Annotated in this window: 10 protein-coding genes; 9 read left to right on the top strand and 1 reads right to left on the bottom strand. The window is 69.4% G+C overall.

The features are described 5' to 3' along the window. Window positions 1-181 precede the first annotated feature (181 nt). Window positions 182-841: a hypothetical protein gene (locus DPR14_RS21780; protein ID WP_158047016.1), complete on the bottom strand. Its 660-nt coding sequence runs from the start codon at window positions 839-841 to the stop codon at window positions 182-184. Between the two features lie 135 nt (window positions 842-976). Between DPR14_RS21780 and DPR14_RS21785 the strand changes: the two genes are divergently transcribed. The 9 genes from DPR14_RS21785 (at window position 977) to prsT (ending at window position 13,376) form a co-directional block, all read left to right on the top strand. Beyond that, a complete protein-coding gene (locus DPR14_RS21785) occupies window positions 977-1,696 on the top strand; it encodes a pyrimidine 5'-nucleotidase (protein WP_246148454.1) in 720 nt (239 codons plus the stop codon). A gap of 63 nt (window positions 1,697-1,759) precedes the next feature. Then, window positions 1,760-2,629 (top strand): 2,3,4,5-tetrahydropyridine-2,6-dicarboxylate N-succinyltransferase, encoded by an 870-nt coding sequence (dapD, locus tag DPR14_RS21790; protein WP_158047018.1) that lies wholly within the window; start codon window positions 1,760-1,762, stop codon window positions 2,627-2,629. Next, a complete protein-coding gene (gene dapE, locus DPR14_RS21795) occupies window positions 2,629-3,837 on the top strand; it encodes a succinyl-diaminopimelate desuccinylase (protein WP_158047019.1) in 1,209 nt (402 codons plus the stop codon). The genes dapD and dapE overlap by 1 nt, the downstream gene beginning before the upstream one ends. Beyond that, window positions 3,834-4,406 carry a hypothetical protein gene (locus DPR14_RS21800; protein ID WP_158047020.1) on the top strand — a complete coding sequence of 191 codons (573 nt, stop codon included), beginning with the start codon at window positions 3,834-3,836 and terminating at the stop codon, window positions 4,404-4,406. The genes dapE and DPR14_RS21800 overlap by 4 nt, the downstream gene beginning before the upstream one ends. A 263-nt stretch (window positions 4,407-4,669) precedes the next feature. Then, window positions 4,670-5,338 (top strand): LuxR C-terminal-related transcriptional regulator, encoded by a 669-nt coding sequence (locus DPR14_RS21805; RefSeq protein WP_158047021.1) that lies wholly within the window; start codon window positions 4,670-4,672, stop codon window positions 5,336-5,338. 42 nt (window positions 5,339-5,380) lie between these two features. Continuing rightward, window positions 5,381-6,916 carry an ATP-binding protein gene (locus tag DPR14_RS21810; RefSeq protein ID WP_158047022.1) on the top strand — a complete coding sequence of 512 codons (1,536 nt, stop codon included), beginning with the start codon at window positions 5,381-5,383 and terminating at the stop codon, window positions 6,914-6,916. A 201-nt stretch (window positions 6,917-7,117) separates the two neighbouring features. Beyond that, window positions 7,118-9,193, top strand: coding sequence for an XrtA/PEP-CTERM system histidine kinase PrsK (prsK, locus tag DPR14_RS21815; RefSeq protein WP_425501048.1), 2,076 nt, complete (start codon window positions 7,118-7,120; stop codon window positions 9,191-9,193). Then, the gene (prsR, locus tag DPR14_RS21820) at window positions 9,190-10,551 is read left to right on the top strand and encodes a PEP-CTERM-box response regulator transcription factor (RefSeq protein ID WP_158047024.1); all 1,362 of its coding nucleotides are present in this window, start codon (window positions 9,190-9,192) and stop codon (window positions 10,549-10,551) included. Before prsK ends, prsR begins: the two co-directional genes overlap by 4 nt. Before the next feature lie 29 nt (window positions 10,552-10,580). Further along, window positions 10,581-13,376, top strand: coding sequence for an XrtA/PEP-CTERM system TPR-repeat protein PrsT (gene prsT / locus DPR14_RS21825; protein ID WP_158047025.1), 2,796 nt, complete (start codon window positions 10,581-10,583; stop codon window positions 13,374-13,376). Window positions 13,377-13,381 lie beyond the last annotated feature (5 nt).

The following is a 13,381-nucleotide window of genomic DNA, read 5'->3' on the forward strand; positions in this document are numbered from 1 at the left end:
TAGGTTGGGCCGTGGCCCAACGCATCGGCCCGGCTGCCCTGGCGGATTGAACGTCACGATGAATTCGGCACCGCCGTTGATCGCCGTTTCCAGCACGATACCAGCCAGATAGTCCGGAAATCCATCCACGCCCGGCACCATGAGCCCGCGCCGGTCTTCCTGATCCCCTCCGCGGGACCCCTCAGCGCGCCGGCGCCTGGTTCCGGACGGCACGGTCGAGGATCTCCCGGACGACGGCGTCCTCGCTGCGCTTGGTCGCCATGGCGGTGCCGCGGACGATCGCGTCGGTCAGGTCCATGGCGCGGGTCAGGTCGACGCGCCACTCGCCGTTCTCGCGCACGAAATCGGCGGGCACCATGACGGGGCGCTGGTTGACCACCAGGGTGCCGCTGGCGCGGTCGCCGCGCACAGACACCTTCTCCATTCCGGCCTGGGTGATGACGTTGGGTCCCAGCCAGTTCTTGCGCAGGCCGAACTCGACGATCTGGGCCGGGGTCATTCGCCTCAGCTCCGCCGGCTTCAGATAGTGCTGCAACCCCAGCGCGCCGAACTTCTCCGACGGGCCGAGGCCCGCAATCTCGCCGTCCAGCGCCGCCTTGCGGGTCCGCTCGACGCGGGCGAGGCTTTCGCGCGACAGCAGCTCCAGCACGCCGCCGCCGTCCTTCGCCAGCAGCGCCTGGCGGGCCGCGACGAAGGTCTCGCCGACCGCGGCGACGTCCTGGTGGGCCGGCGCCACCTGCGCTTGGGCCGGAGAGCCTTCCGGATATCCCGCGCTGATGCCGGCACCGGCGAGGATCGCCACGCCCAGCAACGCGTTGCGCACCGCAGCCACAGTCTTCATTCCATCCGTATCCGTCAGAAAGAGGGATTCAACCCTCGGAGCGTCCATCACATAATGCGCGATTGCGGCGGCGCAAAGGCGTCTCCTGCGGTGCGGCCACTTGCCGTACCGCCTATGCCGGCCCATTGTCACGCCATGACCGCGACCGACACTCGCTCCCCCACGCCGCTTTCCGGCATCGACGTCTGGATCTTCGATCTGGACAACACGCTCTACCCGGCCTCCAGCAACCTGTTCGCCCAGATCGACCAGCGCATGACCGAGTTCATCGGCGAGCGCTTCGACCTGCCGTGGGACGAGGCGCGCCGCCGCCAGAAGCAGTTCTTCCGCGACTACGGCACGACCCTGCGCGGCCTGATGACGGAACACGACGTCGATCCGATCGAGTTCATGGACTATGTCCACGACATCGACGTGACGCCCGTGACGCCGAGCCCCGAGCTGGACCGGGCGCTGGAACGGCTGCCCGGCCGCAAGATCGTCTACACCAACGGGTCCTGCCGCCACGCCGACAACGTGCTGGCCCGGCTGGGCATCGCGCGGCATTTCGACGTGATCTACGACATCGTCGCGGCCGGCTACGTGCCGAAGCCCGACCCCCGCCCCTATGGCGAACTGATCGAGCTGCACGGCATCGAGCCCCGGCGCGCCTGCATGGTCGAGGATATCGCGCGCAACCTGGTCCCCGCCGCCGCACTCGGCATGACCACGGTCTGGGTGCGGACGGAAGCCGACTTCGCCCGCCCCGACCGCGGCGGCGTCGGGCATGGCTACCACATCCATCATGCGGTGGACGACCTGATCGAATGGCTGGTCGGTCTGACGCGGCCGGACGGGATTGCGGTCCGCAGTTGACAGCGGCTTTGCCGGTGAACCATGTTCCGGTTTCCCTGATATAGAGCCGGATCGAACCCTGCCATGACCTCCGCCGACACGACCGACCTGCAGGCCGCCATCGAGGCAGCCTGGGAAAACCGCGACCAGCTGAACACCGGCACCAAGGGCGCCGTCCGCGATGCGGTCGACGCAGCCCTGTCGGGTCTGGACGAGGGTCGCTTCCGGGTCGCGGAACGTTCGGGCGGCGAGGACTGGCAGGTCAACCAGTGGCTCAAGAAGGCGGTACTGCTGTCGTTCCGCCTCAACGACATGGTGCCGATCCCCGGCGGGCCGGAAGACCCGGAGCTGGGCGCGTCGTCCTGGTTCGACAAGGTGCCGTCCAAGTTCGCGGGCTGGGACGACCGGCGGTTCCGCGCCGCCGGCTTCCGCGCGGTGCCCAACTGCGTGGTGAGGCGGTCCGCCTATATCGCGCCGGGCGTCGTGCTGATGCCGAGCTTCGTCAATATCGGCGCCTATGTGGACAGCGGCACCATGGTGGACACCTGGGCGACCATCGGTTCCTGCGCCCAGATCGGCAAGAACTGCCACATCTCGGGCGGTGCGGGCATCGGCGGCGTCCTGGAGCCCCTGCAGGCCGATCCGGTGATCATCGAGGACAACTGCTTCATCGGCGCCCGCGCCGAAGTCGCGGAGGGCGTGCGGGTCGGGACCGGCTCGGTGCTGTCGATGGGCGTCTATCTCGGCGCCTCGACCCGGATCGTCAACCGCGAGACCGGCGAGATCCTGTACGGCCGCGTGCCGCCCTATTCGGTCGTGGTTTCCGGCACCATGCCGGGCAAGCCCCTGCCCGACGGCAGCCCCGGCCCGGGCCTCTACTGCGCCGTCATCGTGAAGCAGGTGGACGAGCGCACCCGCTCCAAGACCTCGATCAACGAACTGCTGCGCGCCTGATGACCGACGCTCCGGCAGCCTTGGACCAAGCAGCCTTGGACCCGGTGGCACTGACCCGGGCGCTGGTGCGCTGCCGCAGCGTCACGCCGGCCGACGCCGGCGCGCTCGACGTCCTTCAGGGCGTGCTGGAGCCGCTGGGTTTCGTCTGCCACCGGCTTCGCTTCGAGGAGGAGGGGACGGCCCCGGTCGAAAACCTGTACGCCCGCCTCGGCACCAAGGGTCCCAATCTCTGCTTCGCGGGCCACACCGACGTGGTGCCGCCGGGCGACCCCGCGGCCTGGGCCGTCGACCCGTTCGCCGGCGAGATAGTCGACGGCAAGCTCTACGGCCGGGGCGCTTCCGACATGAAGGCCGCCGTCGCCGCCTTCACGGCGGCGGTCGCCCGCCGGCTGGGCAGCGCGGGAACGCCACCCGGCTCGATCAGCCTGCTGATCACCGGCGACGAGGAAGGCCCCGCCGTCAACGGCACCCGCAAGGTGCTGGACTGGCTGGCGGACCGGGGCGAGGTGCTGGACGCCTGCATCGTCGGCGAACCGACCAACCCCAACTATCTGGGCGAGATGATCAAGGTCGGCCGGCGCGGCAGCATCACGGGCTATCTGACCGTCCACGGCACCCAGGGCCACGTGGCCTATCCCCATCTGGCCGACAATCCCCTGCCCCGGCTGGTGCGGATGCTGGCGGCCCTGACGGCGGAACCGCTGGACCGGGGCAACGCCCATTTCCAGCCCTCCACACTGGCGATCACCACGATCGACGTGGGCAATCCGGCGGACAACGTGATCCCGGCCAAGGGATCGGCCAGCTTCAACATCCGGTTCAACGACGAGCACACGTCGGATGGGCTGAAGGACTGGATCAGGCGAACCTGCGACGCCGTCGGGGGCCGCTACGACCTGGACTTCCGGGTCAGCGGCGAGAGCTTCCTGACGCCGCCCGGCCGCCTGAGCGATCTGGTCGCCGACGCGGTCGAGCGGGTGACCGGACACCGGCCGGAGTTGAGCACCACCGGCGGCACGTCCGACGCCCGTTTCATCAAGTCGCACTGCCCGGTGGTCGAGTTCGGCATCGTCGGGCAGACCATGCACAAGGTGGACGAGCATGTCGCCGTGGCCGACGTGGAACGGTTGACCTGCATCTACGGGGCCGTCATCGACGGGTTCTTCGCTCCCGCCACTTCCCCATCCACGGGAGGCGACGCGGCATGACGCTGACGGCACGGGAAGCGGTCTATTCGATCTTCGGGGCCTACCGTCTGGCCATGCTCGACAAGACCGGGCTCAGCTATTTCGACCGCACGCCGGAAGGCGCCCTGCGGTCCTTCTACGCCGCCCTGATCGTCCTGCCGGCTTATGCCCTGCTGGTGGTGCTCCGCCTTTGGGACGTGCTGCCCCAGGTATCTGCCCTGCGGTTCATCACGGTGGAGGGCTTGGCCTATGTCATAAGCTGGAGCGCCTTCCCGCTCGCCATGTTCCACATCAGCGGGTTGCTCGACCGTTCCAGCCGGTACTTCGATTTCCTGAGCGCCTACAACTGGTCGTCGGTGATCCAGATGGGCGTCTACCTGCCGGTCGTCGCCGTCGCGGATTCCGGGCTGGTGCCCGAAAGCCTGGGCGAGGGAATGGTGCTGATCGTGACGCTGCTGGTGCTGATCTACCAGTGGTTCATCGCCCGAACGACGCTCGACGTCAGCGGCGGCGCCGCGGCCGGCGTGGTCCTGCTCGACATGATCCTGGCCGTCTTCATCACGGGCACCGCAGACGGCATGCTGGGCTGAGCCCCTTCGTGCCGTCCTGCCGGGATCCTTCCCCGGTCTTGCGGATTAAAACAATTCGATCGGAAAACCGACCCGATTTCCGCGTTATGGTGGCCCGGAACCCCGCGCGGTCGCGCCCGTGCCCAGCTTAGGCGCATCGGCTGACTTAACCGGGGCTCCAAACCGCTATAGCCTGACAAACAGCCGGCGAACGAAGGTCTGCCCCGTTCCGAAGACATCGGGAGGATCAGATACGAACCGATCGGCGCAAGAATGGGATCGCGATGATCAAACTCCTGCATATCGACTCCAGCGATTCCTACCGGCCGCTGCTGGCCACCATCGCCCCGGCCGGCGCCTTCGCGGTCACGGCGTCCTATGCCGGCGTCGCGGAAGCCATCGATGACGAACGGGGACTCGCCGGCTGCGACATGATCATCCTGAGCGGCGCCGCCGCGGATCAGGCGGGAGCCGGCGTCACGGCGCTCAAGGCCGCGGCACCGACCAAGCCGATCGTCGTCCTGGCCGAGCGCCTCTCCCTGGACGGCCTGGGCGCGAGCTTCGAGGCCGGGGCGATGGGCTATCTGGTCAAGGCGATCTCGCACGACGCGCTGTTCGAGTCCCTGATGCTGGTAATCCTGGGCGAGAAGGTCTTCCCCGCCCAGCTCGCCGATCTCCTGATCGAGAAGACGCCGCACGACCTCGACCCCGGGTTGGCCAAGCGGCGCCGCGCCCTGACCGCGAAAGAGTTCGAGGTCATGCAGTATGTCAAGCTGGGCTACAGCAACAAGCAGATCGCGCGGACGCTTGGAATTGCGGACATAACGGTCCGTCTCCACATCAACAATGCGTTCCGTAAGATGAACGTGAGGAACCGTATCCAGGGCGCGCTCTGGATGATCGAGCACGAGGCGGAACTGAGCAGCCGGAAGACGATGCCGAAGGCGGGATAGGGCCGAACGGACAAGCACCGGACAGGATAGTGGTTGGATGCCATGAACGTTGACAAGCCGGACCTGCCCAACGACGCCGCGGCCTGGAAGCTGTCGACGCATCTCTGGATCGCCCGTCCGGACGGCAGCCTGGATTATGTCAACGCCAGTTGGCGCCGTTTCGCCGGCCGCTCCTTATCGGACATGCTGGGGGACGGCTGGCGGAAGCTCGTCCATCCGGACGACCTGCCTGGTTTCCTGGCGGAGTGGCACGAGTCCTGCCGGTCCGGCACGCCGCTGGCGGCCGAAGTCCGGCTGCTGGCGGCCGACGGCTCGGCTCATGCCTTCGTCGTGCAGGCCCAGCCGCTGACCGGCGAGGACGGCGCGATCATCGACTGGCATGGCCTCAACACCGTCGTGCCCGCGGATTCCCGGCCCCTGCCCCGCGCCCACGAGAAACCGTCGGAGGTCATGGCGCGCGTGCGCAGCCGCATGGTCGCTTCGGCCAACCACGACCTGCGGCAACCGCTGAGCGCCCTGTCGTTCCTGTCGAATTCCCTCGCCAAACGCCTGGACGACCCGATGTCCCAGGATCTGCTGGCGGCCATGGGCCGTGCGATCCAGTCCATGCGGACCGTGGTCGACGGCCAGCTCTATTTCGACCAAGTGGATTCCGGGCAGGTCCAGCTCAACCTCACCGACCATCCCGTCAACGCCTCGCTGGTGGCGTTGGCCAGCGAATTCAGCCCGATTGCGGAGCGCAAGGGCCTGGGTTTCGCGCTGCACCCCAGTTCCGCCATCGTCCGGACCGATCCGGCGCTGCTCGACACCATGCTGAAGAACCTGGTCTGCAACGCGCTCCGCTACACGGCCGAGGGCCGCGTCGCCATCGGATGCCGCCGCCGGGGCGACCGGCTTCGGATCCAGGTGCTGGACACCGGCCGAGGCATCGCCGCGGAGGAGCTGGGGCTGATCTGGCAGGACTTCTTCCGCAGTTCGCAGAGTGTCCGCGAGTATCCCGGAGGCTTCGGGCTCGGCCTGTCGGTGGTGAAGCGGCTGGCGGAGCGGCTGGGACATGGGGTGGAGGTTACGACCAGACCCCACCAGGGCTCCTGCTTCACCATCACTCTGCCGCTGAGCAATCGCAGGGCTTCGCCGGTCCCGGACGGCGGTACGGCAGCGACACCGCCGCTCGACGGCCTGCGCTTGCTGGTCCTGGCCGGGGAAGCGGCCGCCGCCAGCGCGATCCGGCTGCTCGTGGAGGAGTGGGGCGGGACGGTCCGGACAGCGCGCACGGCGCCGGAGGCGGAAGAGCTCCTGGCCGATGGGTCTTTCCCCCCCGACGCGATCATCGTCGACTTCCGGCTGGGCGGCGAGCGGCCGGGCGAAAGGGCCAGCGGCATCTTCACCATGCACAAGCTGGTCGGCGTCCGGGACCATCCGCTGAAGGCGCCCCTGCGCGGCTTCATCCTGTCGGAAGAGGACGGCGCCGTGCGCCAGCGCGAGATAGAGCTGGCCGGCTACGCCATGATCGTCAAGCCGGTCGATCCGGAAGCCCTGTTCCGAGCGCTTTCCCCGATCCCCCGCCAGCGGCTCTGACCGTTTGGAACCGTAAAGAAACCCGACGATCCCGCCGTCAAGACCCTGACCGGAAACGCGCAATTCCGGATCGTCCGATCCGGGAGGGCGTCAAAGGGACTGACACATTGGGGTTAACCGATTGGCCCCGCAGACGCGGGCCGTCCCCGGCGCTACTGTCCCCACGCAAAATGCGGACAGGGAATGCAGCTTGACCAGACGATGATCGGTGCGGCGACACATGGGGTCGCGGCGCTCACATATCTGATCCTGACGGCTCTGCTGGCCGGGACCTGGCGGCGGAACCGCCGAGGCGGAGCCCATGGCGTGGCGCTGATCGCCGCCGCCCTGCTGACCGCGGCATGGGCCGGGGCGGAGGCCTTCGCCCGGATCGTCGCACCCTTGCCGCCCGCCGTCCCGGAAGCGCTGCTGGTGCTCCGCTCGGCCGGCTGGCTGCTGTTCCTGCTGGTGGTGCTGCGCGAGGTGACCCACGGCCCCGCCGCCGGGTTCTGGCGCAACCCCCTGGCCGCCATAGCCGGCGCGGTGACGGCGGTGGCCCTGGCCGACGCGGCGGTTCCGCTGCCGGTCAACCGGTTCGCCGATATCTCGCTGGTGGCCGGGCTGGCGCTGGCGGTGCTCGGGTTGCTGCTGGTGGAGAACCTGTTCCTGTTCACCCGCGACAGCGCCCGCTGGACCTTCAAGCATCTGCTGATCGGGCTGGGAGGGCTGTTCGCCTTCGACCTGTTCCTGCACAGCGGGGCGCTGCTGCTGGGCCGGACCGATCCCCTGGCGCTGGCCGCCCGGCCGTTGGTCCAGGTGCTGGCGGTGCCGTTCCTGCTGGTGTCGGCGGCGCGCATCCGGACCCTGTCGTTCGACGTCACGATCTCGCGCGAGACGGTGCTGCACACGACGGCGCTGGTCGGCAGCGGCGTCTATCTGCTGGGCGTCGCCGCGATCGGCTACCTGCTGCGCGAGACCAGCATGACACTGGGACCGCTGGTCCAGATGCTGTTCTTCATGGGCGCGGTCATGGTCCTGGCGGTTCTGCTGCTGTCCGGCGAGCTGCGCGCCCGCGCCCGCATGGCGATCGCCCGCAACTTCTTCACCTTCACGTATGATTACCGGCGGGAATGGCTGCGCTTCATCCGCACCCTGTCGGACAGCGCGTCCAAGACCGGCCTGCACGAGCGCGCGGTCCGCGCCATGGCCGATGTGTTCGAATGCAGCAGCGGCGCCCTGTTCCTGCGCGGGCGCGGCGACATCTACGCCATGGCCGCGCGATACAACTGGTCGGGCGGCGCCGGCATGCTGGCCTTGCCCAACGCGCTGGCCGAGCGGCTGGGCGAGCGGCGCGTCGTGCTCAACCTGCGCGACGGGCTGGATCTCTCCGGCGATCCCGCCGAGCAGGCGGTGCTGGGCTGGCTGCGCCGGCTGAACGCGCCCTGGCTGCTGGTGCCCCTGCGGCTGCGCGACGAGATCGTCGGCGCCATCGTGCTGAGCGAGCCGCGCGCGCCGCGCGACCTGACCTGGGAGGACGAGGACCTGCTGGAGATCCTGGGCGTCCAGGTCGGCAGCTATATCGCCGAGGAGCAGGCGAGCCGCGCCTTGTTCGAGGCCCAGCGGTTCGAGCGGCTGGGCCAGTCCTTCAGCTTCGTGGCCCACGACCTCAAGAACATGGTCAGCCAGCTCTCCCTGATTCTCCAGCACGCCGGGAAGCACGGCGACAAGCCGGAGTTCCAGCGCGACACGCTGGAGACGATCGGCGATTCGGTCGAGCGGATGCGGGCGCTTCTGGGCCGGCTGCGCGAGCGCGCAGAGACCGGTCCCGAACCCGTCGCCGGGGCGGCGGACCTGCGCGCCATGCTGCTCGACGTGGTAGAGCCCCGGCGCCACGCGCTCCCCGGCTTGGCGTTCGGCCGGCTGGACGAAGGCGTCGCGATCGCGGTCGACCGGCTGGGCTTCACCGCCGCGATCGAGAACCTCGTGCAGAACGCGATCGACGCCACGCGCGGCCGGATCCGCGTCTCCGGCTTCGCCGAGGGCGGCCATGCCGTCGTCGAGGTCTGGGACGACGGGCCGGGCATGACCGACGCCTTCATCCGCGACCACCTGTTCAGGCCCTTCGCCTCGACCAAGAGCACCGGCTACGGCATCGGCATGTACCAGACCCGCGACCTGATCGAGCGCTGGGGCGGCCACCTGGAAATCGAGAGCGAGGTCGGCGCCGGCACCACGGCACGGGTGCTGATGCCGCTCGCCGTTACGGATTCGCAAATGGAACGGCAGGCTATACCATGACGGCACGCACCCTGCTGCTGGTCGACGACGATCCCGCGATCCTGCGCGGCCTGAAATGGTCGTTCGAGGATTGCGAGGTCCATACCGCCTCCGACCGCGAGAGCGCCCTCCGTCAGGTCAAGGCCCAGCGGCCGGCGGTCGTGACGCTCGACCTGGGCCTGCCGCCCGCCCCGGACGACGCGGTGGAGGGGCTGCGGACCCTGGCCGAGATCCTGGCCGCGGCGCCCGAGACCAAGGTGATCGTGGTGACCGGCAACGAGGAGCGGGCCCACGCGGTGCGCGCCATAGCACTCGGCGCCTATGACTTCTACCAGAAGCCGATCGACGGGCAGGTGCTGAGCCTGATCGTCGACCGGGCCTTCAACGTGTGGGAGCTGGAAGCCGAGAACCGCCGGCTCCAGCAGGTGCGGGAACCCAGCTTCCAGGGGATCGTCACCGGCAGCGACGCGATGCTGGCGCTGTGCCGCACGGTGGAGAAGGTGGCGCCGACCGACATCAGCGTGCTGCTGCTGGGCGAGAGCGGCACCGGCAAGGAGCTGTTCGCCCGCGCCCTGCACAATCTCGGCCCGCGCCGCCGCGCGCCCTTCGTCGCGATCAACTGCGCCGCCATCCCGGAGAACCTGCTGGAGTCCGAGCTGTTCGGCCACGAGCGCGGCGCGTTCACGGGTGCCGTGCGGCAGGTCAAGGGCAAGATCGAGACGGCTCAGAAGGGCACGCTGTTCCTGGACGAGATCGGCGACATGCCGATGAGCCTCCAGGTCAAGCTGCTGCGCTTCATCCAGGAACGGGTGATCGAGCGGGTCGGCGGGCGGGAGACGATCCCGGTCGATGTCCGTATCGTCTGCGCCACCCACCAGGACCTGGAGGCCAGGATCCGGGACGGCGCGTTCCGCGAGGACCTGTTCTACCGGATCGGCGAGATGGCGCTGAACATACCGCCGCTGCGCGACCGGACCGACGACTGCGTCCTGCTCGCCCGCCACCTGATCGACAAATTCTCCGCCGACCATGGCCGCCGCAAGCTCCAGCTCTCCCCGGACGCGCTGGCGGCGCTGCGCAACCATCCCTGGATGGGCAATGTCCGCGAGCTGGAGAACCGCATCAAGCGGGCGGTGATCCTGGCCGACGGGCAGAGCATCACGGCCGCCAACATGGGACTTGCGGCACCGCCCGGCAGCGACGCCCCGGAGGTGTCGGCGACGCTCCAGCAGGCGCGCGACGAGGCCGAGCGCAAGGCGCTGTCCAGCGCGCTCGCGCTGTCCGCCGGCAACCTGTCGGCCGCCGCCAAGATCCTGGGCGTCAGCCGTCCGACGATCTACAGCCTGCTGAAGCAGCACAACGTCAATCCGCCGTCGTGACGACGGCGCGCCCTGAGGAGGGATCTTCCATGAAAACGCATCTGCCGACGAAGCACCGGCACGGCATGGCGCGCAAGCTGGGCCGCCTGATGGCCGCAGTGTCGATCGCGGCCCTGGGCGCGGGCCTGGGCGCGGGCTTCGCGCCGGCGCATGCCGACCCCCAGCGTTCCCAGGGTTTCCAGCAGGACGCCGTCCGGCAGCTCGAGGCGGGCGACGCCAACGCCGCGTTGATCCAATTGCGGAACGCGCTCCAGCAGGATGCCAACAACCTGGAGGCCCGCCAGCTGCTCGGCGAGCTGTACCTGCGCACCGGCGATCCGGTCTCCGCCGAGAAGGAATTGCGCCGCGTCTTCGACTCCCGGCGCGGCGACGCGGTGGAACTGCTGCTGGCGCAGTCGCTGATGATGCAGCGCCGCTACACCGACGTCTTCGACATCCTCTCCCCCCAGGGCGCCACGCCGGAGCTGACCCGGGCCAAGCTGGTCATGACCGGGCAGGCCTATATCGGCACCGGGCAGATCGAGGACGCCGAGACCATGTTCCGGACCGCGCTGGAGGGCGCCCCGGACGCGGCCGACGCCAAGCTCGGCCTGGCCCGCACCGAGGCCCTGCGCAACGACCTGGAGTCCGCCTCGACGCTGGTGGAGGAGGTTCTCCGGGACGATCCCGACAATCTGGAAGGGCTGCTGCTGTCGAGCGAGATCGACCTCGTCCGGCAGCGCACCGACAACGCCCTGGCCGCCCTCAACCGCGCCGGCTCGATCGCCCCCGACGACCCGAGGGTGCTTCTGCCCCGCGCCCGCGTCCGGCTCCAGACCGGGCTGGTCGACGAGGCGGAGAAGGACGTCGCCCGGGTCCTGGAGCGGTCGCCCAGGGACGTCACGGCCCGCTATCTCAAGGCGTCGATCCAGATGATCCGCGGCGACGCGAACGGGGCGCGGGAAACCTTCCTGCCGATCGAGGGCGCCCTGGCCGACTACACGCCCTCCCTTCTGCTGAACGCGCTGATCAAGTTCAGTACCGGGCAGTACGCCCAGGCGGAAGCCGCCCTGAACCGCTTCAGCGCGGCGGTACCCGAGCATACCGGCGCCCGCCGGATGCTCGCCGCGACCCATCTGCGCACCGAGAACCCGACCAGCGCGGTCGAGGTGCTCAAGCCCCTGGTCGCGGCCCATCCGGAAGACCTGACCGCCCGCCAGATGCTGGCCGGCGCCTATCTTCGGCTGGGCGAGTTCGACCAGGCGACCGCGATTTACCGCGACCTGACGACGGTATCCGACCGCCAGGCGGCGCTGCGCGCCCGCTCGACGCTGGGCCTGCTCCAGGCCGCCGGCGACCAGTCGCACGACCTTTCGCCGGAGGAGCGGCAGCAGGCGGCGCTGGTGCTGGACTATATCCGCAACGGCGAGTTCCGGCGGGCCCACGAGGCGGTCGCGGCGATGCGGCAGGGCGATCCCGACAACCCGATGCTGGCCAGCCTGGAAGCCGCCGTCTTCATGGCCGAGGGCGACCTGGGCGCCGCCCGGTCGAAGCTGGAGGCCGCCCGGCAGATGGACCCGGAGATGGCCGAGCTGATCGGCAACCTGAACGCCGTGGATGTCCGCATGGGCAACCTGGAGGCCGTCGAGAAGCGCCTGCGCGACGATGCCGCCGCGAACCCGCGGGACGAGCAGCCGGCATTGCGGCTGGCGCAGTTCCTGGCGCGCGGCCAGCGCGCGGACGAGGCGATGACCGTGCTGGAGAGCGCCGCGGCGGCCCAGCAGGACTCGATCCCGGTGCGCCGGGCGCTCGCCGAACTGTACGCGCGCCGCGGCGACAAGGCCAAGTTGCAGGCAATCGCGGCCCAGCTCCGCCAGATCGGCGCCGGACAGCCGGAGGGGCTGGCGGCTGCCGCGGCGGTCTACCGCGCCGCGGACGAGCCCGGAAAGGCGGCGGACGCGCTCCGCGACTATGTCGGGGCGAGGCCCGACGACATCGAAGCCCGCGTCGCCCTGGCCCAGAACCTCATGGCGGCCGGACGCCAGGCCGAGGCGAAGCCGGTGCTGGAGGAGATCAAGGCGAAGGACCCGGCCAACCCGGTGGCGACCCTCGGGCTGATAGACCTGGCGCTGGCCGGCAACGACGCGGACGCCGCGCTCGGGCTGGCCGACAGCATCGGGCAGGCCGACCCGGTGGCGGCGGCCCAGCTCCGAAGCAACGTCCTCATCAGGACGAACCGTCCGGCCGAAGCGCTGAAGTCCCTGGAGGAGGCGATGGACCGCGCGCCGGACCGCCGGCTGGCCATGGCGCTGTTCGAGGTTCGCCGCAGCCAGGGACAGGCGGACCAGGCGATTGCCGGCCTGGAAGGCTGGGTCCGGGAAAACCCCGACGACGTGTCGGTCCGCACCGTGCTGGCCGACAGCTACTTGGCCGTCCAGAACCTGAAGCAGGCCGAGACCCACTACGACGTGCTGGTGCGGAGCCGGCCGAACGACCCGATGCTGCTGAACAACGCCGCCTGGCTGAAGCACGAGCTGGACCGGCCCGACGCCCTCGAACTCGCGCGCCGGGCCTATGCCACCGCTCCCAATTCGCCGGAGATCGCCGACACCCTGGGCTGGATCCTGGTCCAGGCGGGCGAGACCGGCGAAGGGCTGAACCTGCTGCGCCGCGCCGCCGCCATCGCTCCGAACAACCAGGACATCCAGTACCACTTGGCCTATGCGCTGAACGCCTCGGGCGCCAAGGACGAAGCCAGGACGATCCTGGAGAAGCTGACCCAGGACGGCCAGGCGTTCCAGGCGCGGGATGATGCGGCGGAGTTGCTGGCATCCATCAGGCGGTAGGAGCC

Source organism: Skermanella pratensis (assembly GCF_008843145.1).
Lineage (GTDB): Bacteria > Pseudomonadota > Alphaproteobacteria > Azospirillales > Azospirillaceae > Skermanella > Skermanella pratensis.

What these genes read in the sequence shown, in the direction of transcription:
- DPR14_RS21780 (WP_158047016.1), bottom strand. Translation starts at nt 841, where the DNA reads ATGAAGACTGTGGCTGCGGTGCGCAACGCGTTGCTGGGCGTGGCGATC.
- DPR14_RS21785 (WP_246148454.1), top strand. Translation starts at nt 977, where the DNA reads ATGACCGCGACCGACACTCGCTCCCCCACGCCGCTTTCCGGCATCGAC.
- dapD (WP_158047018.1), top strand. Translation starts at nt 1,760, where the DNA reads ATGACCTCCGCCGACACGACCGACCTGCAGGCCGCCATCGAGGCAGCC.
- dapE (WP_158047019.1), top strand. Translation starts at nt 2,629, where the DNA reads ATGACCGACGCTCCGGCAGCCTTGGACCAAGCAGCCTTGGACCCGGTG.
- DPR14_RS21800 (WP_158047020.1), top strand. Translation starts at nt 3,834, where the DNA reads ATGACGCTGACGGCACGGGAAGCGGTCTATTCGATCTTCGGGGCCTAC.
- DPR14_RS21805 (WP_158047021.1), top strand. Translation starts at nt 4,670, where the DNA reads ATGATCAAACTCCTGCATATCGACTCCAGCGATTCCTACCGGCCGCTG.
- DPR14_RS21810 (WP_158047022.1), top strand. Translation starts at nt 5,381, where the DNA reads ATGAACGTTGACAAGCCGGACCTGCCCAACGACGCCGCGGCCTGGAAG.
- prsK (WP_425501048.1), top strand. Translation starts at nt 7,118, where the DNA reads ATGATCGGTGCGGCGACACATGGGGTCGCGGCGCTCACATATCTGATC.
- prsR (WP_158047024.1), top strand. Translation starts at nt 9,190, where the DNA reads ATGACGGCACGCACCCTGCTGCTGGTCGACGACGATCCCGCGATCCTG.
- prsT (WP_158047025.1), top strand. Translation starts at nt 10,581, where the DNA reads ATGAAAACGCATCTGCCGACGAAGCACCGGCACGGCATGGCGCGCAAG.